The sequence below is a fragment of the Pseudomonas sp. DWP3-1-2 genome (assembly GCF_049896285.1).
Classification (GTDB): Bacteria; Pseudomonadota; Gammaproteobacteria; order Pseudomonadales; family Pseudomonadaceae; genus Aquipseudomonas.
Genome location: NZ_JAFCTZ010000001.1, coordinates 68,794 through 88,093 on the forward strand (window position 1 = coordinate 68,794; position 19,300 = coordinate 88,093).

The 19,300-nt window shown below is 57.7% G+C and carries 23 protein-coding genes and 1 tRNA gene; 20 read left to right on the forward strand and 4 right to left on the reverse strand.

Annotation, left to right across the window (positions count from 1 at the left end; genetic code table 11):
* The first annotated feature begins 50 nt into the window (after positions 1 to 50).
* The 6 genes from ACP7B0_RS00340 to ACP7B0_RS00365 are packed head-to-tail and all read left to right on the forward strand — an operon-like array spanning position 51 to position 6,053.
* Positions 51 to 1,604 (forward strand): sugar ABC transporter ATP-binding protein, encoded by a 1,554-nt coding sequence (locus ACP7B0_RS00340; protein ID WP_426138913.1) that lies wholly within the window; start codon positions 51 to 53, stop codon positions 1,602 to 1,604.
* Complete coding sequence (locus tag ACP7B0_RS00345; RefSeq protein WP_426138914.1) at positions 1,601 to 2,596, forward strand: ABC transporter permease; 996 nt, start codon at positions 1,601 to 1,603, stop codon at positions 2,594 to 2,596. The genes ACP7B0_RS00340 and ACP7B0_RS00345 overlap by 4 nt, the downstream gene beginning before the upstream one ends.
* Before the next feature lies 1 nt (position 2,597).
* Positions 2,598 to 3,620: a LacI family DNA-binding transcriptional regulator gene (locus ACP7B0_RS00350; RefSeq protein WP_426138915.1), complete on the forward strand. Its 1,023-nt coding sequence runs from the start codon at positions 2,598 to 2,600 to the stop codon at positions 3,618 to 3,620.
* A gap of 36 nt (positions 3,621 to 3,656) precedes the next feature.
* Positions 3,657 to 4,577: a ribokinase gene (gene rbsK, locus ACP7B0_RS00355; protein WP_426138916.1), complete on the forward strand. Its 921-nt coding sequence runs from the start codon at positions 3,657 to 3,659 to the stop codon at positions 4,575 to 4,577.
* Positions 4,574 to 4,978 (forward strand): D-ribose pyranase, encoded by a 405-nt coding sequence (gene rbsD, locus ACP7B0_RS00360; RefSeq protein WP_426138917.1) that lies wholly within the window; start codon positions 4,574 to 4,576, stop codon positions 4,976 to 4,978. Before rbsK ends, rbsD begins: the two co-directional genes overlap by 4 nt.
* Before the next feature lie 49 nt (positions 4,979 to 5,027).
* Complete coding sequence (locus tag ACP7B0_RS00365) at positions 5,028 to 6,053, forward strand: nucleoside hydrolase (protein ID WP_426138918.1); 1,026 nt, start codon at positions 5,028 to 5,030, stop codon at positions 6,051 to 6,053.
* Between the two features lie 19 nt (positions 6,054 to 6,072).
* On the opposite strand, the gene ACP7B0_RS00370 is transcribed toward ACP7B0_RS00365, so the two are convergent.
* Entirely contained in the window at positions 6,073 to 6,258 is a 186-nt protein-coding gene (locus ACP7B0_RS00370) for a hypothetical protein (protein ID WP_426138919.1), read from the reverse strand.
* A 166-nt stretch (positions 6,259 to 6,424) separates the two neighbouring features.
* Here ACP7B0_RS00370 and ACP7B0_RS00375 point away from each other — a divergent pair, with 166 nt between their 5' ends.
* Positions 6,425 to 6,730, forward strand: coding sequence for a hypothetical protein (locus ACP7B0_RS00375; RefSeq protein ID WP_426138920.1), 306 nt, complete (start codon positions 6,425 to 6,427; stop codon positions 6,728 to 6,730).
* A gap of 159 nt (positions 6,731 to 6,889) precedes the next feature.
* A complete protein-coding gene (locus tag ACP7B0_RS00380) occupies positions 6,890 to 7,219 on the forward strand; it encodes an I78 family peptidase inhibitor (protein WP_426138921.1) in 330 nt (109 codons plus the stop codon).
* Positions 7,220 to 7,281: 62 nt separating this feature from the next.
* Here the strand turns inward: ACP7B0_RS00380 and ACP7B0_RS00385 are convergent, their stop codons facing one another.
* Together ACP7B0_RS00385 and ACP7B0_RS00390 are read right to left on the reverse strand one after the other, a co-directional pair.
* Entirely contained in the window at positions 7,282 to 7,494 is a 213-nt protein-coding gene (locus ACP7B0_RS00385; protein ID WP_003315566.1) for a cold-shock protein, read from the reverse strand.
* 293 nt (positions 7,495 to 7,787) lie between these two features.
* Complete coding sequence (locus ACP7B0_RS00390) at positions 7,788 to 8,093, reverse strand: hypothetical protein (protein WP_426138922.1); 306 nt, start codon at positions 8,091 to 8,093, stop codon at positions 7,788 to 7,790.
* Between the two features lie 377 nt (positions 8,094 to 8,470).
* Here ACP7B0_RS00390 and thrS point away from each other — a divergent pair, with 377 nt between their 5' ends.
* The 9 genes from thrS to ACP7B0_RS00435 all read left to right on the forward strand — a co-directional run bounded on the left by thrS (position 8,471) and on the right by ACP7B0_RS00435 (position 15,918).
* The gene (thrS, locus tag ACP7B0_RS00395) at positions 8,471 to 10,393 is read left to right on the forward strand and encodes a threonine--tRNA ligase (RefSeq protein ID WP_426138923.1); all 1,923 of its coding nucleotides are present in this window, start codon (positions 8,471 to 8,473) and stop codon (positions 10,391 to 10,393) included.
* Complete coding sequence (gene infC, locus ACP7B0_RS00400; protein WP_170826312.1) at positions 10,393 to 10,944, forward strand: translation initiation factor IF-3; 552 nt, start codon at positions 10,393 to 10,395, stop codon at positions 10,942 to 10,944. Before thrS ends, infC begins: the two co-directional genes overlap by 1 nt.
* Before the next feature lie 60 nt (positions 10,945 to 11,004).
* Positions 11,005 to 11,199 carry a 50S ribosomal protein L35 gene (gene rpmI / locus ACP7B0_RS00405; protein WP_002553160.1) on the forward strand — a complete coding sequence of 65 codons (195 nt, stop codon included), beginning with the start codon at positions 11,005 to 11,007 and terminating at the stop codon, positions 11,197 to 11,199.
* Positions 11,200 to 11,227: 28 nt separating this feature from the next.
* On the forward strand, positions 11,228 to 11,584 hold the full coding sequence (gene rplT, locus ACP7B0_RS00410) for a 50S ribosomal protein L20 (RefSeq protein ID WP_007905879.1): 357 nt from the start codon (positions 11,228 to 11,230) through the stop codon (positions 11,582 to 11,584).
* Positions 11,585 to 11,691: 107 nt separating this feature from the next.
* Positions 11,692 to 12,708, forward strand: coding sequence for a phenylalanine--tRNA ligase subunit alpha (gene pheS / locus ACP7B0_RS00415; RefSeq protein WP_426138924.1), 1,017 nt, complete (start codon positions 11,692 to 11,694; stop codon positions 12,706 to 12,708).
* A gap of 26 nt (positions 12,709 to 12,734) precedes the next feature.
* Positions 12,735 to 15,113 (forward strand): phenylalanine--tRNA ligase subunit beta, encoded by a 2,379-nt coding sequence (pheT, locus tag ACP7B0_RS00420; RefSeq protein ID WP_426138925.1) that lies wholly within the window; start codon positions 12,735 to 12,737, stop codon positions 15,111 to 15,113.
* Between the two features lie 3 nt (positions 15,114 to 15,116).
* Positions 15,117 to 15,419 (forward strand): integration host factor subunit alpha, encoded by a 303-nt coding sequence (gene ihfA / locus ACP7B0_RS00425; protein WP_002553164.1) that lies wholly within the window; start codon positions 15,117 to 15,119, stop codon positions 15,417 to 15,419.
* Complete coding sequence (locus ACP7B0_RS00430) at positions 15,400 to 15,756, forward strand: MerR family transcriptional regulator (protein WP_426138926.1); 357 nt, start codon at positions 15,400 to 15,402, stop codon at positions 15,754 to 15,756. The genes ihfA and ACP7B0_RS00430 overlap by 20 nt, the downstream gene beginning before the upstream one ends.
* A gap of 85 nt (positions 15,757 to 15,841) precedes the next feature.
* Positions 15,842 to 15,918 (forward strand) — tRNA-Pro (locus ACP7B0_RS00435).
* Positions 15,919 to 16,181: 263 nt separating this feature from the next.
* Here ACP7B0_RS00435 and ACP7B0_RS00440 read toward each other — a convergent pair.
* Complete coding sequence (locus ACP7B0_RS00440; RefSeq protein ID WP_426138927.1) at positions 16,182 to 17,582, reverse strand: PLP-dependent aminotransferase family protein; 1,401 nt, start codon at positions 17,580 to 17,582, stop codon at positions 16,182 to 16,184.
* A gap of 87 nt (positions 17,583 to 17,669) precedes the next feature.
* Between ACP7B0_RS00440 and ACP7B0_RS00445 the strand changes: the two genes are divergently transcribed.
* From ACP7B0_RS00445 to ACP7B0_RS00455, 3 genes are read left to right on the forward strand one after another with little or no spacing between them, the layout of a single operon-like run.
* Positions 17,670 to 18,116: a GNAT family N-acetyltransferase gene (locus ACP7B0_RS00445; RefSeq protein WP_426138928.1), complete on the forward strand. Its 447-nt coding sequence runs from the start codon at positions 17,670 to 17,672 to the stop codon at positions 18,114 to 18,116.
* Positions 18,113 to 18,733, forward strand: coding sequence for an FMN-dependent NADH-azoreductase (locus ACP7B0_RS00450; protein ID WP_426138929.1), 621 nt, complete (start codon positions 18,113 to 18,115; stop codon positions 18,731 to 18,733). Before ACP7B0_RS00445 ends, ACP7B0_RS00450 begins: the two co-directional genes overlap by 4 nt.
* 25 nt (positions 18,734 to 18,758) lie before the next feature.
* Positions 18,759 to 19,190 (forward strand): carboxymuconolactone decarboxylase family protein, encoded by a 432-nt coding sequence (locus ACP7B0_RS00455; RefSeq protein ID WP_426138930.1) that lies wholly within the window; start codon positions 18,759 to 18,761, stop codon positions 19,188 to 19,190.
* Positions 19,191 to 19,300 lie beyond the last annotated feature (110 nt).

The following is a 19,300-nucleotide window of genomic DNA, read 5'->3' on the forward strand; positions in this document are numbered from 1 at the left end:
CTGCCGAACAACTGCACCTGTCCGGCCAGGGCGGGTGCATGGAGAGCATTATGTCGGCATCCCCTCAAGCCGCCGTTCTATCTGTCACGGGCATCGGTAAAACCTACGCCCAGCCTGTCCTTGGCGACATCGACCTGACGCTCATGCGTGGGGAGGTGCTGGCCCTGACCGGCGAAAACGGCGCGGGCAAAAGTACCCTGTCAAAAATCATCGGCGGTCTGGAAATCCCTACCACCGGACACATGCAGTTTCAGGGCCGACCCTATCAACCCATGAGCCGTGCCCAGGCGGAAAAACTTGGCATCCGCATGGTGATGCAAGAGTTGAATCTGCTGCCGACGCTGTCTGTCGCCGAGAACCTGTTTCTCGACAATCTGCCGCGGCGCGCGGGCTGGATCAATCGCAAGCGCTTGCGCGAAGACGCGCTCAAGGCCATGGCGCAAGTGGGGCTCGACGCCATTGATCCGGACACGCTGGTCAGTGAGTTAGGTATCGGCCATCAGCAGATGGTCGAGATTGCCCGCAACCTGATCGGCGACTGTCATGTGCTGATTCTGGATGAACCCACGGCCATGCTCACGGCGCGGGAAGTCGAAATGCTGTTCGAGCAGATCCTTCGCTTGCAGGCCAGGGGCGTATCGATCATTTACATCTCGCATCGTCTTGAGGAATTGGCCAGGGTTGCCCAGCGCATCGCTGTGCTGCGCGATGGCAAGCTGGTCTGCGTCGAGTCCATGTCCAGCTACAACAGCGAACAGCTGGTAACGCTGATGGTGGGGCGCGAACTGGGCGAGCAGATTGATCTGGGGCCGCGACAGATTGGCGATGTGGCCTTGAATGTCAAAGGGCTAAGCCGTGCCGGCAAGGTCCACGATGTCTCGTTTCAGGTTCGAAGTGGCGAGATTTTCGGTATCTCCGGGCTGATCGGTGCCGGTCGTACCGAGCTTTTGCGATTGATTTACGGCGCCGACCCGGCCGATAGCGGCAGCATCGAGCTTGGCAGTCCGCCCCGGCCTGTGATCATTCGTTCGCCGGTCGACGCGGTCAGGCAAGGGATTGCTCTGATTACCGAAGACCGTAAAGGCGAAGGGCTGCTGCTCCCACAATCCATCAGTGCCAACATTGCCCTGGGAAATATGGGCTCGATCTCTCGCGGCGGACTGGTTAATGGGCGCGACGAAACGAACCTCGCCCAACGTCAGATCGACGCCATGCGTATTCGCAGTTCAAGCCCAACGCAGTTGGTCTCGCAGCTGTCTGGCGGCAACCAGCAGAAGGTGGTCATCGGCCGCTGGCTGGAGCGCGATTGCAGCGTGATGTTATTTGATGAGCCCACCCGTGGCATCGATGTGGGTGCCAAGTTCGATATTTACGCCCTGTTGGGCGAGCTGACACGCCAGGGCAGGGCGCTGGTGGTGGTCTCCAGCGATCTGCGCGAGCTGATGCTGATTTGCGATCGCATCGGCGTCATGTCTGCCGGTCGCTTGATCGACACCTTCGACCGTGATGCCTGGACCCAGGATGAACTGCTCGCTGCCGCCTTTGCCGGCTATCAAAAACGTGATGCGCTGCTCACCGAAGCCGCGCCCAGGAACGACTCATGAAAACTTCGACCCCTTCCCAGGCTTTGCCATCGCCCGGCAAGCGCCGCGGCAATTTTTTCGGTTTGGGTGCTTACCTCGGCCTGGCTGGCGCGCTGCTGGCGATGATTGTTTTGTTTTCAATGCTCAGTGATCACTTCTTGTCGTACAGCACCTTCAGCACTCTGGCCAACCAGATTCCGGACTTGATGGTGCTGGCCGTCGGGATGACCTTCATCCTGATCATCGGCGGCATTGACCTGTCCGTCGGCTCGGTACTGGCGCTGGCGGCGTCGGCAGTCAGCGTCGCGATATTGGGCTGGGGCTGGAGCGTGGTCCCTGCCGCCTTGCTGGGCATGGCGTGCGCGACCCTGGCGGGGACGATCACCGGTTCGATCACGGTCGCCTGGCGCATTCCGTCCTTTATCGTGTCGCTGGGTGTGCTGGAGATGGCGCGGGGCGCGGCGTATCAGATGACCAATTCGCGCACCGCTTACATCGGTGACTCGTTCGCCTGGCTGTCCGACCCCATCGCGTTTGGCATTTCGCCATCGTTTATTATTGCCCTGCTGGTGATCTTCGTCGCCCAGGCCGTGCTCACCCGCACAGTCTTTGGTCGATACCTGATCGGGATCGGCACCAATGAAGAGGCGGTACGCCTGGCCGGGATCAATCCCAAGCCCTATAAGATTTTGGTGTTTTCCCTGATGGGGCTGCTGGCCGGCGTTGCCGCGCTGTTTCAGATATCTCGACTGGAAGCGGCTGACCCCAACGCAGGCTCCGGTCTGGAGTTGCAGGTCATTGCTGCGGTGGTGATTGGCGGCACCAGCCTGATGGGTGGCCGCGGCTCGGTCATCAGCACGTTTTTTGGCGTGCTGATCATTTCGGTGCTGGCCGCCGGGCTGGCTCAGATCGGCGCAACCGAACCGACCAAGCGCATTATCACGGGTGCAGTGATCGTGATTGCTGTGGTCCTGGACACTTATCGCAGCAACCGCGCACGGCGGCAGATCTGAAATGGCAACCATCAAGGATGTAGCGGCACTGGCGGGGATTTCCTACACAACGGTTTCCCATGTGCTGAACAAAACCCGGCCCGTCAGCGAGCAAGTGCGGATCAAGGTCGAGGCTGCAATCGCTCAGTTGGATTACGTGCCCAGCGCGGTGGCCCGGTCGCTGAAAGCGAAAACCACCTCGACCATCGGCCTGTTGATACCCAATGGAATAAACCCTTACTTCGCCGAGCTGGCCCGGGGTATCGAGGATTACTGCGAACGCAATGGTTTTTGCGTGATCCTGTGCAACTCCGACGACAACCCGGAAAAGCAGCGGGGCTACCTGCGTGTGCTGTTGGAGAAGCGTGTCGATGGCCTGATCGTCTCGTCGGTCGGTGGTGACACCGGACTGGCTGGAGGCCTTGCCGAAGTCCGTACGCCCATGGTGATCGTGGACCGCGAGCTGGAGAGTATCGTGGCTGATCTGGTGCGTATCGACCATGAGTTGGGCGCGTATCTGGCGACCCGGCATTTGCTCGACCTGGGGCATCGCCATATCGCCTGTATTCGCGGCCCTGGGCAAACCAGTGTGGCTCGACTGCGCCTGGCCGGTTATCAGCGCGCGATGCACGAAGCCGGCATCGAAGTCGCCGGGCATTGGGTCGTTGAAAGCGACTTCACCAGCCCGGGCGGGTATCAGGCCGCGGTGGATTTGCTCGCCCACGATCCGCCCAGCGCGATCTTTGCGGGAAACGACATGATTGGCATCGGCGTACTGCGCGCCGCCGCCGAGCGCAATATTCGCGTACCGAGAGATCTTTCGGTGGTCGGCTTCGATGATATTCAGATGAGCCAGTTCGTCTATCCGGCCCTGACGACCGTGGGGCAGTCGATCCGGCAACTGGGTGAGACGGCCGCTCAACTGCTGTTGCAGCGCATTACCGAGCCTGGCGGCGGCGCAGCACAACAGGTCATCGTGACGCCGAGCATCGTCGTGCGTGAATCCACGGCGCCACCCACGAACGTATTTAATGAATTGCGCTGAATCAGCGTAACAAACGGAAATAAGAGTGCAGACGTCATGTCGGGAAAAGTAGTGGTAGTGGGCAGCTTGAACATGGATCTGGTCACCCGCGCTCACCGATTGCCCAAAGCCGGTGAAACCCTGGCGGGTGAATCGTTTGCAACGGTGCCGGGCGGGAAGGGGGCTAATCAAGCCGTGGCCGCAGCCCGCCTCGGCGCACGCGTGGCGATGATCGGCTGTGTCGGTGATGACGCTTACGGCGAGCAACTGTGTGCCGCGCTGATTGCCGAGCAGATCGACTGTCAGGGTGTGACAAAAGTGGCGGGTGTATCGACCGGGATTGCCTCGATTGTCGTCGACGCCAACAGCCAGAACGCAATCATCATCGTGGCGGGCGGTAACGGGCATCTGACGCCAGAGGTGGTGACTCGATTCGATGCGTTACTGGTTGATGCTGACGTGGTGGTATGCCAGCTCGAAGTGCCGACGCAAACCGTTTTCCACACGCTCAGGCGCGCCCGGGAACTGGGCAAGACGGTTGTTCTCAATCCAGCTCCGGCTTTGGCCGCGTTGCCGGCGCAGTGGTACTCGCTGATCGATTACCTGATCCCCAACGAAAGCGAGGCCACGGCGCTGACCGGTATCGCCGTGGACTCGCTTGCGGGTGCCGAAAGTGCAGCCCGCGCGTTGCTCGCCGCGGGGGCCGCGAAGGTCATTATCACCCTGGGCGAGCAGGGTTCGCTTTTTGCCAGCCTTGAGGGCGTGCGGCATTATCCAGCGCCTCGGGTTGTCCCCGTGGACACCACGGCGGCCGGGGACACTTTTGTGGGCGGCTTCGCTGCGGCGCTGGCCCAGGGCCAAAGTGAAGACAACGCCATGCAGTTCGGTCAAACGGCGGCCGCGCTGTCCGTGACTCGTGCCGGGGCACAACCCTCGATACCCACATTTCTCGACGTTCAGGGGTTCAAGCCCGCATGAAAAAGACCCCATTACTCAATATCGCGCTGTCCCGAGTGATCGCTTCTCTGGGGCACGGCGACATCCTCATGATCGTCGACGCGGGCATGCCGGTGCCTGCAGGCGTTGAGTTGATTGATCTTGCCCTGACTCGGGGTGTTCCTGATTTCGTCAGCGTGCTCGACACGGTGCTTTCGGAGATGCACATAGAAAGTCATGTGCTGGCTGAAGAAATGCTGCACGTGCAACCTCCGGCGTTGTGCGTCATCGAAGGGTTGAGCCTTGATGGCGAGCTGGGCGAGCAGCGGTTGATGAGTCATGACGCGTTGAAAGCGTTAAGCCAGACCGCCCGGGCAATCGTGCGTACCGGTGAGTGTCAGCCTTATAGCAATATCGCATTGGTCGCCGGTGTGGTTTTTTGATCGGCGGCGTCGTTGGAAATCTCGATAAAACGGGAACAGGGAGTTTCTCATGCAGCATCTGCAACGTGTTAAACAGCTGGTTCGGAGTCTTTTGATTGTGTCGTTCCTCAGCGCAACCGCCGTCCAGGCAGCCGAAAAGCGTGATCTGATCATTGATACCGATCCGGGTGCCGATGATGTGGTGGCCTTGTTATTGGCACTGGCATCGCCCGAAGAGTTGAATGTGCTGGCGATCACCACAGTGGCGGGCAATGTCCGTCTGGACAAAACCTCACGCAACGCCCGACTGGCCCGAGAATGGGCGGGGCGCGAAGACGTACCGGTTTATGCCGGCGCGTCCAAGCCCTTGGTACGCACGCCGATCTACGCCGAGAACATCCACGGCCAGGAAGGTTTGCCCGGCGTTCCGGTGCACGAGCCAAAACAGGGATTAGCCAAGGGCAACGCGGTCCAGTACCTGATTGATACCCTGAGCACTGCCAAGCCTCACAGCATCACCGTGGCGATGCTTGGGCCGCAGACCAATCTGGCTCTGGCGTTGGTCCAGGTGCCGGAAATCACCCAAGGCATCAAGGAAGTCGTGGTCATGGGCGGGGCGCATTTCAATGGCGGTAATATCACGCCTGTCGCTGAGTTCAATCTGTTCGCCGATCCCCATGCAGCGCAGGTCGTACTCGCCAGCGGCGTGAAACTGACTTACGTGCCATTGGACGTCACGCACAAGATCCTCACCAGTGAACAGCGCCTGGCGCAAATCGATGCGTTGAATAATCAGGCCGGCAAACTGGTGAGCGGGATTCTCAATGAATACGTCAAGGCGGACATGGTGCATTACGGACTCCCAGGCGGGCCGGTGCATGATGCCAGCGTGATTGCCTGGTTGCTCAAGCCGGAACTGTTCACCGGCAAACAGATCAATGTCGCCGTGGACAGTCGTGAGGGCATCGGTTTCGGTCAGACGGTCGCCGACTGGTATGACACGCTTGGGCATGACAAGAATGTGTTCTGGATCGAAAGCGGCGACGCGCAGGGCTTTTTCGATCTGTTGACCAGTCGGCTATCCCGATTGAAATAAAGGGGCACTGTGCGGCCGGCTAGGGCTGATCCGGATAGCGGGCCAGCACCTGGCCAACGAAAGACTGGGCAGCCTGGTTGCCCAGTTCCTTGACCAGCAAATCAATGGCAATGATTGCCAGTTCTTCCGGGCTGCCTGGGCTGTGTGAACATTGTCCTTGCGGCCATTTGGCCTTGATACATGCATCAATGGAAACGACTGCCATTACTGTCTCACCTTCCTGGAAATTTAGAACGGGAGCGCCGCTCCTCGTCAGCTGTCCCCCACAAGCGTGAGCGCAGTTAACCATTCCCGGTGTTTTTTGGCACTGCTACTTAGGCATGAGGTCAGTGCCGTGGCAAACTCCGGGCAAATAGCCAAGGACATATGCCGTGCCAATCAATCTATCCGATCCCGCCAGCTTCACCCTTGATGCTGTGCGTCAGATGATCGCTTCGGGCGACGACAAGGTGCACAACCAATTGCGCGTAACCAAAGACGGCACTGCCTGGCTTTCGACCGATGCTGTCGGCGGGGTGAGCGTTGAGGGATTGCTGTTTCGACTTGAAACCTGGTCCGCAGGCTCTGGCTGTGTAGGGCCTGTGGCGGCCAGTGATGGCGTCTGGGTCATGCAGATCTATAACGCCCTGAAGGACAACTGGGCAGACCCACGTCTGGATTACATCGACGTCTACTAACGTTTTGTGACGATTTGGCTGCGCCTGCCCCACGAGGCTCGGGCACACTTCGTTTTTTGAGCCATCAGGCCCGTGCCGCGTGCTATCTGACGATGCAACCATCGGGTAGCGATGCTGTCGCAAGGGTTCTGTCTTATGTTTTTTGTCAAAGGAGGCTGTATGCCGTGGAAGTCCGTATCACTGGGTTTGGTTGTCGCAGCATCATTGCTGGCAGGTTGCAGCAGCAATCCTGAATCAAGCTCCACTGAACCAAGTGCTTCCGCGCCGGTTGCCGAGGCGGGTCATACGCGCTGTGATGCCGCTGCGGCTCAATTCGCCGTTGGCCAGCCAGCCTCGGCTGCGTTGCTGGCGCAGGCCAAAAGCAAGGCGGGTGCGCAAGAGGCACGTTTCATTGGCCCTAACGACATGGTCACACTGGAATACCGATCTGACCGGGTGAATCTCAACACCGATGCAGGCGGTAAAGTCACTCGCGTCAACTGCGGCTGATCCTGGTACGCACGCATAAAAAAACCCGTCTATAAAGACGGGTTTTTTTTAGATCAGATGAATCAAGCCACCTGAACTTCTTCTGCTTGCATGCCTTTCTGGCCTTTAGCAGCTACAAAAGTCACGGTCTGGCCTTCTTTCAGGCTTTTGAAACCGTCGCTCTGGATAGCTTTGAAGTGTACGAACAGGTCGTCACCGCCACCCTGTGGAGTGATAAAGCCGAAGCCTTTTTCATCGTTGAACCATTTTACGGTGCCGGTTTGGCGATTAGACATGGTGTATCTCCAAGAACATAATTTTTCAGTAGCGTGCTGCTCAGGCCAACTGGGCACACCGGGCTATCATAGTCGAAATGTAGGAAGGTAGAGTCATTTCGGTAAGAAGATTGAGTGTCAGTGGCAAATATTCATGACCTCAAGCATTCATGGTGTCCATGAAATGCGCCTTTCCAGATGCCTGAATCGTGTTCAAACCAGGCTTGAAGGCCACGGCCCGTGGGCCTTCAAGTGAATCTGAGGTCGTTGAAGACCCAGGCCGTGGTTTGCGCGCTGAGTCTGTAAAAAAAATTTTAATTTTTTGCCTGCACGCAGTGTTCGGCCACGACTTTTTGCAGTCGGGCAGTCAGTTCAGGGTTCGGGGCAGCGCTGGTGTTTTTCAACTGAGCGATCTCAGCGTTGCTGAAGTTTTTGTCGACTTGATCGGCGCCACATTCGCAATGAGCCTTGGCCGACTTGGCATCCAGCTTCTGTCCAGCTGTCGAGGTGCACTCTTTAATGAAAGTGGTGCGCGTGGCCTGATCCATGGCCGCATGGGCGCTGAGGGGGAAAACCAAAGCGGCAGGGATGAGCAGGGCAAAAATACGTAACAGCTTCATGACGTTCTCCTATTAAAGGGCAGCAGAGACTTATGAGGACTCTGCGAGTATCTGACGGTGATCAGGGCCGCCAGTTCAGCGCGGCATCGAAATGCGTCAACGGGCACGTTATTTAATAATTCATTTCGGCGTTCCTGCATCCCATTCTGTCGGGCTGTGTTAGGATGCGCGTCCCGTATCCTAAGGCCGCCGTTGGCAATCAACAATTGCCCGGCTGAGCAGGTGCGTTTTCAACGTTCAATCCAGTCATCTGGTTCAGTTCAAGGTTGCCCGACAGGCTCCTGCCACTGTGAGGCAGGCACACCACTGAATCACTTACTGGCTCATCCCAACCCACGTGACCTTTGGTAGGGGTCACCACTAGGAGAGGAGGCGCCATGCCCACCATTACTCTTCCCGATGGCAGTCAGCGTTCTTTTGATCACCCTGTTTCCGTAGCCGAAGTTGCGCTTTCAATTGGCGCAGGTCTTGCCAAGGCGACCGTCGCCGGCAAGGTTGACGGTCTGCTGGTCGACGCCTGCGATCTGATCGAAAAAGATGCGACGCTGCAAATCATCACGCCCAAGGATCAGGAAGGCCTGGAAATCATCCGCCATTCCTGCGCTCACCTTGTAGGTCATGCAGTCAAGCAACTGTATCCGACTGCCAAAATGGTGATCGGCCCCGTGATTGATGACGGCTTCTATTACGATATCGCCTATGAGCGCCCGTTCACGCCTGACGATATGGCGGCGATCGAGCAGCGCATGCAGCAATTGATCGAAAAAGACTACGACGTTATCAAGAAAGTCACGCCGCGCGCCGAAGTGATCGAGGTGTTCACCTCCCGTCACGAAGATTACAAGCTGCGTTTGGTCGAAGACATGCCCGAGCAACAGACCATGGGCCTGTACTACCACGAAGAATACGTCGACATGTGCCGCGGTCCGCATGTGCCTAACACCCGTTTCCTCAAATCGTTCAAGCTGACGAAGCTGTCGGGTGCCTACTGGCGCGGCGATGCGAAGAACGAGCAGTTGCAGCGTGTCTATGGCACTGCCTGGGCTGACAAGAAGCAATTGGCTGCCTACATCCAGCGGATCGAGGAAGCCGAGAAGCGCGATCACCGCAAGATAGGCAAGCGACTGGGCTTGTTCCACACCCAGGAAGAAGCGCCCGGCATGGTGTTCTGGCATCCTCAGGGCTGGACGTTGTACCAGGTCCTCGAGCAGTACATGCGCAAGGTGCAGCGCGAAAACGGCTATCTGGAGATCAAGACTCCGCAAGTGGTTGACCGCTCGCTGTGGGAGAAATCCGGGCACTGGGCCAACTATGCCGAGAACATGTTCACCACCGAGTCCGAGAATCGCGACTACGCCATCAAGCCGATGAACTGCCCTTGCCATGTGCAAGTGTTCAATCAGGGCCTGAAGAGCTACCGCGAGCTGCCGATGCGTCTGGCCGAGTTCGGTGCCTGTCACCGTAACGAGCCGTCCGGTGCCTTGCACGGGATCATGCGCGTGCGTGCCTTCACCCAGGACGATGCACATATCTTCTGTACTGAAGAGCAAATGCAGGCGGAGTCGGCAGCATTCATCAAGCTGACGCTGGACGTCTACGCGGACTTCGGCTTCAAGGACATTGAGCTCAAGCTCTCGACCCGCCCTGAAAAGCGTGTGGGTTCCGATGATCTTTGGGACCGTGCCGAAAGTGCTCTGGCCGCAGCGTTGGACAGCGCAGGCTTGCCGTACGATTTGCAGCCGGGCGAGGGTGCGTTCTACGGTCCGAAGATCGAGTTTTCGCTGAAAGATTGTCTCGGTCGCGTGTGGCAATGCGGTACATTGCAGCTCGATTTCAATCTGCCCATCCGGTTGAGCGCCGAGTACGTCTCGGAAGACAACAATCGCAAGCATCCGGTGATGTTGCACCGTGCAATTCTCGGTTCCTTCGAGCGTTTCATCGGAATTCTGATCGAGCATTACGAAGGTGCGTTTCCGGCCTGGCTGGCTCCTACTCAAGCAGTGATCATGAATATCACTGATAAACAGGCCGATTTTGCCCTTGAAGTAGAAAAAACTCTGTCTGAAAGCGGGTTTCGTGCCAAGTCCGACTTGAGAAATGAAAAGATCGGCTTTAAAATCCGTGAGCATACTTTGCTCAAGGTTCCCTATCTCTTGGTTATCGGAGATCGGGAAGTGGAAATGCAAACTGTCGCTGTGCGTACACGTGAAGGTGCTGACCTTGGCTCGATGCCGGTCGCCCAATTCGCTGAGTTCCTCGCACAAGCGGTTTCCCGGCGTGGTCGCCATGATTCGGAGTAATTACTATTAAGCGTGAAATGAGACAAGATAAACGAGCTGCACCGAAGGCCCCGATCAACGAGAATATCTCGGCACGTGAGGTTCGTTTAATTGGGGCTGAGGGTGAGCAGCTTGGGATTGTGTCAATTGAAGACGCGCTTCTTAAGGCTGAAGAGGCCAAGCTGGATCTGGTGGAGATTTCCGCCGATGCAGTACCCCCTGTCTGCAAGCTGATGGACTACGGCAAATCGATCTTCGAGAAGAAGAAACAGGTTGCCGCTGCCAAGAAAAACCAGAAGCAGATCCAGGTTAAAGAAATCAAGTTTCGTCCAGGGACGGAGGAAGGGGATTACCAGGTAAAACTGCGCAACCTGGTACGTTTCCTGAGTGACGGGGACAGGGCCAAGGTATCGTTGAGATTCCGCGGTCGTGAGATGGCCCACCAGGAGCTGGGCATGGAGCTGTTGAAGCGGGTTGAGGCTGACCTGCTCGAATACGGCGCCGTTGAACAGCATCCTAAGATGGAAGGACGCCAGCTGATCATGGTCATCGCCCCGAAAAAGAAGAAATAACCACCAGGGCACGGCAGGCCTTGCGGTTATGTTTATCAACTGAATGCGGAGTATCCGAACATGCCAAAGATGAAGACTAAAAGTGGTGCAGCTAAGCGGTTTTTGAAAACTGCTAACGGCATCAAGCACAAACACGCTTTCAAGAGCCACATTCTGACCAAAATGTCGACCAAGCGTAAGCGTCAACTGCGCGGTAGCAGCTTGCTGCATCCGTCTGACGTGGCAAAAGTCGAGCGCATGCTGCGCCTTCGTTAATTTTGATCAAGAATAGAGGAAGTAACTCATGGCTCGTGTAAAGCGTGGCGTCATTGCCCGTAAGCGTCACAAAAAAATTCTGAAACTTGCTAAAGGCTACTACGGCGCGCGTTCACGCGTATTCCGTGTTGCCAAGCAAGCGGTAATCAAGGCAGGCCAGTACGCCTACCGTGACCGTCGTCAGAAAAAACGTCAGTTCCGCGCTTTGTGGATCGCTCGTATCAACGCTGGTGCTCGTATCAACGGTCTGTCCTACAGCCGTTTCATCGCCGGCCTGAAAAAAGCGTCCATCGAGATCGACCGTAAGGTTCTGGCTGATCTGGCAGTGAACGAAAAAGCGGCGTTTGCTGCGATTGTCGAGAAAGCTAAAGCCACCTTGGCCTAAGTCCCCGACAATCACCGGGCCCCAGCTTCTGGGGTTCGGTGTTAAACGTCATAAATAGGGGAAGAGCCTTTTAAGCTCTTCCCCTATTTCGTATCTGGAGTCTGTACATGGAAAACCTGGACGCGCTGGTCTCTCAAGCACTTGAGGCTGTGCATAGCGCCGAAGATATCAATGCCCTGGAGCAAATCCGGGTTCATTACCTTGGCAAAAAAGGTGAATTGACTCAGGTGATGAAGACCCTGGGAAGTCTGCCTGCAGAAGAACGTCCACAAGTGGGCGCGCTGATCAACGTTGCCAAGGAGCGTGTCACAGAGGTCCTCAATGCCCGCAAGGCGTCGTTCGAGGAGGCGGATCTCACTGCCAGACTCGCCGCCGAGTCCATTGACGTGACCCTGCCTGGCCGAGGACAGACCTCCGGTGGTCTGCATCCTGTTACTCGCACTCTGGAACGTATCGAACAATTCTTCACCCACATTGGCTACGGCATTGCCGAAGGCCCTGAGGTGGAAGACGATTACCATAACTTCGAAGCGCTCAATATCCCGGGCCATCACCCGGCGCGCTCGATGCATGACACCTTCTACTTCAATGCGAACATGCTGTTGCGCACCCATACCTCGCCGGTACAGGTCCGCACCATGGAGTCGCAGCAGCCGCCCATCCGCATCGTCTGCCCGGGTCGTGTGTACCGTAGCGACTCGGATATTACCCACTCGCCGATGTTCCATCAGGTGGAAGGCCTGCTGGTTGATCGCGATATCAATTTCGCTGACCTGAAAGGCACTATCGAAGAGTTCCTGCGCGTGTTCTTCGAAAAAGAACTGGCAGTGCGCTTCCGTCCTTCGTACTTTCCGTTCACCGAGCCTTCCGCTGAAGTCGATATGGAATGCGTGATGTGCAGCGGTAAAGGCTGCCGTGTCTGCAAACAGACCGGCTGGCTGGAAGTCATGGGTTGCGGCATGGTTCACCCGAACGTGCTGCGTATGTCCGGCATCGACCCGGAAGAGTTTTCAGGCTTTGCCTTTGGCATGGGCGTTGAGCGTCTGGCCATGCTGCGTTACGGCGTGAACGACTTGCGTCTGTTCTTCGATAACGACTTGCGGTTCCTCGCGCAATTTCGCTAGTCGTAACGAATCTTTAGGAGAGCAGGATGAAATTCAGTGAACAATGGCTGCGTGGCTGGGTAAGCCCGCAAGTTTCCCGTGACGAGCTGGTTGCTCGTCTGTCGATGGCCGGCCTTGAAGTTGACAGCGTCACCCCGGCTGCAGGTGTATTCAGCGGCGTGATCGTCGGCGAAGTGCTGAGCACCGAGCAACACCCCGACGCTGACAAGCTGCGCGTCTGCCAGGTCAGTAACGGCTCGGAAACCTTCCAGGTTGTCTGCGGCGCGCCAAACGTGCGTCCGGGCCTGAAAATTCCTTTTGCCATGATCGGCGCCGAGTTGCCCGGCGACTTCAAGATCAAGAAGGCCAAGCTGCGCGGCGTTGAATCCAACGGCATGCTTTGCTCCCAGTCCGAGCTGCAAGTGGGCGAGGGCAATGATGGCTTGATGGAGCTGCCTGCCGATGCGCCGGTCGGTGAAGATTTCCGAGTCTACCTTGAGCTGGACGATGCCAGTATTGAGGTCGACCTGACCCCCAACCGCGGCGACTGCCTGTCGGTGGCCGGTCTGGCCCGTGAGGTCGGTGCGCTCTACGCCGTTGAAGTGGTGGTTCCTCAAATCGCTCCTGTTGCAGTAGTGCACGACGAAGTGCGTCCGGTGCAGGTGCTGGCAACGGCTGCGTGTCCACGTTATCTGGGGCGAGTGATTCGTAACGTCGATCTGTCGCGTCCGACCCCTTTGTGGATGGTCGAGCGCCTGCGTCGTTCGGATATCCGTAGCATTGATGCCGCAGTGGACGTTACCAACTACGTCATGCTGGAACTCGGCCAACCACTGCATGCGTTCGATCTTGCCGAGATCAATGGCGGCATCCGTGTTCGTATGGCGGAGGAGGGTGAGAAGCTTGTTCTGCTGGACGGCCAGGAAGTCAGCCTTCGTGCAGATACCCTGGTTATTGCCGACCATCAGCGCGCTTTGGCTATCGCCGGAGTAATGGGCGGTGAACACAGCGGTGTTTCCACCAAGACTCGCGACATCTTCCTGGAAAGCGCCTTCTTCGATCAGATCGCTGTCGCTGGCAAAGCGCGTTCCTACGGTCTGCACACCGACGCCTCCCACCGCTACGAGCGCGGTGTGGACTGGCAATTGGCACGCACCGCCATGGAGCGTGCCACTGGCTTGCTGCTGGAAATCACGGGGGGTGAAGCTGGCCCGGTGATCGAAGTTGTCAGCGAGAAAGAACTGCCATCCATTGCTCCTGTGGTGCTGCGCGCTGAGCGCATCGAGCAAATGCTCGGCATGAAGATGGATGATGCGCAAGTAGAGCGCCTGCTGACTGCACTGGGTCTGCAAATCTCTTCTGATGTCGCTGGGCAGTGGCAGGTTGAAGTGCCGAGCCATCGCTTTGACATCTCGCTTGAAGTGGACCTGATTGAAGAGCTTGCGCGTCTTTACGGTTACAACCGGCTGCCGGTTCGTTATCCGCAGGCACGTCTGGCGCCCCAGGCCAAGGCCGAGGCACGCAGCGCGTTGCCTGAGTTGCGTCGCCTGTTGGTGGCGCGTGGTTATCAGGAAGCGATCACTTACAGCTTTATCGATCCGAAACAGTTTGAGCTGTTCAGTCCTGGCGTTGAGCCGCTGTTACTGGCCAATCCGATCTCCAATGACATGGCCGCCATGCGTGCTTCGCTTTGGCCGGGGCTGGTCAAAGCCTTGCAGCACAACCTCAATCGACAGCAGGATCGCGTTCGCTTGTTCGAAAGTGGCCTGCGTTTTGTCGGTCAGCTCGAAGGCCTGAAGCAAGAGCCGATGCTGGCCGGTGTCGTTTGCGGTAGCCGCCTGCCGGAAGGCTGGGCTCAAGGCCGTGAGGTCGTCGATTTCTTTGACGTTAAAGCTGATGTAGAAGCGGTTCTCGGCTTCTCTGGTGCACTGCAAGCGTTCACATTCGTACCGTCCAAACACCCCGCGCTGCATCCGGGGCAAACGGCGAGCATCGAGCGCGATGGCCGCCAGGTTGGCTATGTCGGCGCGATCCATCCGGAACTGTCGAAAACCCTGGGCCTTGATCGTCCGGTCTTCGTTTTCGAGCTCGTTCTGGCTGAAGTTGCCCAAGGAAAAATGCCGAAATTCCAGGAGTTATCGCGCTTTCCTGAAGTGCGGCGTGACCTTGCGTTGATCGCTGACGAGGGGGTTGCAGCCAGCGCAGTGCTTGACGTTATTCGTGAAAATGCAGGCGAATGGCTCACAGACCTCAGGTTATTTGACGTTTACCAAGGTAAAGGCATTGATCCGCATAGAAAAAGCCTTGCAGTCGGCTTGACCTGGCAGCATCCATCGCGCACTCTTAATGACGATGAGGTGAATGCGGCGACGCAAAAAATCCTCAGCTCTCTTGAGGAACGGTTAAACGCCACGTTAAGGAAGTAGCGTATGGGGGCTCTGACGAAAGCTGAGATGGCCGAACGTCTGTACGAAGAGCTGGGCCTGAATAAACGAGAAGCCAAGGAATTGGTCGAGCTGTTCTTTGAGGAGATCAGGCACGCTCTGGAAGATAACGAGCAGGTTAAATTGTCCGGATTCGGCAATTTCGATCTGCGCGATAAACGCCAGCGGCCTGGTCGTAACCCAAAGACCGGGGAAGAAATTCCGATTACGGCTCGCCGTGTGGTTACCTTCCGTCCAGGGCAGAAGTTGAAGGCCCGAGTTGAGGCTTATGCTGGAACCAAGTCATAACGATGAGCTACCGCCCATTCCAGGCAAACGCTACTTCACCATCGGTGAGGTGAGCGAGCTCTGCGCGGTAAAACCGCACGTTTTGCGCTATTGGGAGCAGGAATTCCCTCAACTCAACCCGGTCAAGCGCCGCGGAAACCGCCGTTATTATCAGCGCGAAGATGTGCTGATGATCCGGCAGATCCGCGGACTGCTCTACGAGCAAGGCTTCACCATCGGAGGAGCCCGTCTTCGGATGTCCAACGGTGACACGGAAGACGATGCCCAACAGTACAAGCAGTTGCTTAGGCAGATGATCACTGAGTTGGAAGACGTGCTAGGAGTGCTGGGCAACTAGATTCTTCTGGATACTTCCAAAATTCAAAAGCTTAGGGTATATTTCTCAAAGTTTTCGCAGCATGGGAAACTGATACACGCCTAGTCGGGGCGTAGCGCAGCCCGGTAGCGCACTTGCATGGGGTGCAAGGGGTCGAGTGTTCGAATCACTCCGTCCCGACCATTTAATTCAATGACTTAGCCCAACTTTCGCGAGTTGGGCTTTTTCATGTGCGGGAGATTTTCGGGGCTTCTCGATTTTTCATCCTCTCCTCCGCTTCAAAATTGTCAGCACCGGACCTCTCGGGTCGGTAGCAGAGTGACGGAGCTGCTTCAAAGCGGGCCGCCTGCCGGCAATGCCACAACGCGATCCGCCCCCTGCGCACAGGTCCATTGAACGTTGATTTGACTCAAGCTGATTCGGCCGGGCATGCAAGTCTCACGCCCCTAGATGATTTGAACCAATCGAAGTGCCACCGCGGACGCCTGTTCGGCAGTGGCGATGTTCGTGAAGCCAAGAATCACGCCATACCTGGGCCTGGCTTCGAGGTACCACTGTGACAGCGGTTCGACGGCTATACCCATGTCCCGGGCACGCCTGGCGAACGCCATATCATCACCATCACGCAGGTCTGCGACCAGGTGCATGCCGCCGGCCTGAAGATTGATCAGCAGACGGTCGCCGAATTGTTGGTGCAGCGCATCGACCAGCCATTGGCGGCGGCGTGCGTAGAGGCTTCGCATTTTCTTCAAATGCCGCGCAAAGTGACCTTCGTTGAGGAAAGCGGTGACGGTCGCCTGAAGGATCTGTGGACAATAATTGTGCAGACGATCCGCCTGGCGGGCGAAGGCGTTGCTCTGTTCCGCCGGAACAATGAGATAGGCCAGGCGCAGTCCTGGAAATAGCACCTTGCTGAAGGTCCCGGTGTAGAGCACGCGGCCCTGCTGGTCGAGGCTCTTGAGGGCTGGCAAGGGCTTGCCCTGATAACGGTATTCGCTGTCGTAGTCGTCCTCGATGATCCAGCTACCTCGACGGTTGGCCCAGTCCAGTAGCGCCAGCCGACGCGGCAGTGACAGAGACACGCCCAGCGGGCTCTGGTGGGTCGGCGTCACCACTGCAAAGCGGGCATCCGGCGCGCGGGCAATGCCTTGCTCGACGTCCATACCCTGGTCATCCACCGGAACCGGCACCAATGTCGCGCCAGCCTCTGACAGGGCGTTCCTGGCCATGAAATAGCCGGGTTCCTCCAGCCAGCACGTATCGCCTGGGTGCATCAGCGTGTGGCAAATCAGGTCCAGGCACGCGCGATAGCCGGCGCACACGAAAACCTGCTCCGGGTGACAGGTGATGCCCCGCGAAATCCCCAGATAGGTCGCAATGGCCGTGCGCAAGGGCGCATGGCCTCGCGGGTCCGGGTAGACGAGCCCTTCGAAGCCAGCCTGCCGCAGTTGGCGGCCTGCCAATCTTGTCCAGAGCTTGCGGGGAAAGGCGTCCAGGGCGGGCAGGCCCATCTGCAGCTCTAGCGGTAGCGTCCCGGAATGGGTGGTCTGGTGCGCCGTAGAAGTCACTGGAGCGCGAAGTATGGGCAAGGAAACGGGCACCAGTTGCGGCGTGACAACCGTCCCGGCTGCCCCGCGAGCAGTCAAGTAGCCTTCGCCAATCAGTAACTGGTAGGCCGCCTCCACTGTGCCGCGCGCCAGGTTCAGCTCCGCCGCCAGCGCGCGAACTGCAGGTACCCGGTCTCCCGGCTGCAGGCGACCGTCCGCAATGGATTCACGAAATCGGTGATAGAGCTGACGGTAGATGGGCGCTTTTTGGCTGCGGTCCAGTTGGAAGGGCAGGATCATGGCCTAGTCATTCATGCATTTTTTGGCTCTGTAGCATAAGTCATTGCGGTCTTAAGGTGAGCTATCTCTCTACAGCGAACGACGGACATGACCTACACCCTTCAACACCTGGAAGACAGGGAGGCTTTTCAGGCCAGTTTCGACCTGATGCGCGTCTTGCGGCCGCATGTCGTCAACCCGGCCACTTATGTGGCGCAACTGGTTCGCCAGACTGAGCACGGCTACCGTCTGCTGGCCGCGTGCAGCGGTGAACACATGGTGGCCCTGGCCGGATATCGTGAGTTGGAAAACCTGCTCTATGGGCGTTTTATCTACGTCGATGATCTGGTGGTCAGGCCCGACCTTCAGCGAAGCGGCCTGGGAGGGCGGCTGTTGACCGCTGTTCGAGAAGAGGCTGTGCAGCGCTGTTGCGATCACTTCGTGCTGGATACCGGCCTGCATATGCCGTTGGCCCAGCGCTTCTATTTTCGCCAGGGGCTGCTGGCCCGTGGCATGCACTTCACGCAGAGCCTTTGTGCAGGAGGGCTGGCATGAACACTGTTCTTTTGATCAATGCCAGCCCGCACGGGCAGGTTTCCCATGCGAACCGGTTGGCGCTGGAGTTAGTGGCATGCTTGCGGCATCGGCATCCGGGGCTCGAACTGGTGGAGCGCGACCTAGGCACGGATCCGTTGCCACCGCTCAATATGGACTATGCCCGTGCCCTCACCACTGCCACGCCATTCGACTCGCCCGCGTTTGAGGTCTCCGAAGCGCTCATCGGCGAGCTGGAACACAGCGATATCCTGCTCATTGCCACCCCGATGCACAACTTTTCACTTCCGGCCGCGCTCAAGCTCTGGATCGACTACGTCCTGCGCATTCATCGGACATTCAGCTCAAGCCCCGAGGGCAAGGCCGGTCTCCTGAATGACCGCCCCGTTTATGTATTGGTCGGTTCCGGTGGCTTTCACCGGGGCGAGCGGGCACGGCAACCGGACTTTCTAACGTCTTACCTGCGCCACGCGCTCAACACCGTCGGACTGTTCAACCTGCATTTCACCTACTTGCAAGGCTTGGTGCGCGGTGAAGAGGCTGTCCGTGCAACGGTCGAAGACAGCCGTAACCGACTGTCACTGGAACCGCTGTTCGACAACCTCGTTTGTGCCTGATTCTTTTCCAGATAGGAGTTTCACCATGAGCCAACTCAGACTGCCGTTTCCTTCCCTGTCGCCTGCGGCCTATCAAGGCCTGCTTGCCACCAACACGGCGCTGGCTGCGAGCCCGCTAGGTCTGCCACTGCTTGAACTGGTGTATTTGCGTACTTCGCAGATCAACGGCTGTGCATTCTGCCTGGGCAAGCATTCGCAGACCTTGCGTGAGTGTGAGGTGCCGCAAGAGAAGCTGGACTGCCTGGCAGGCTGGCGAATCAGCGAACTGTTTAATGAGCGCGAGCGCGCGGCCCTGGCTTGGGTCGAGGCGCTGACCTACATCAGTGAGAAGGGCGCGCCGGACGAGTTATATGATCCTTTGAAAGCGTACTTTTCCGATGCCGAAATTTCCGATCTGACTTTGGCAGCGGCCTTGATGAATGCCTTTAACCGACTGGCGGTGGGTATGAAGCTCTAAGCGCGAAGTGACCATGGGCGGCGTAGCGATTACTGCGGTTGCCTCTGGCAGCAAGGGCCTATCTGCGGAGCATGGTTACTGGTCGTGTTGTTGAGGTTCGGTGGAGTCGG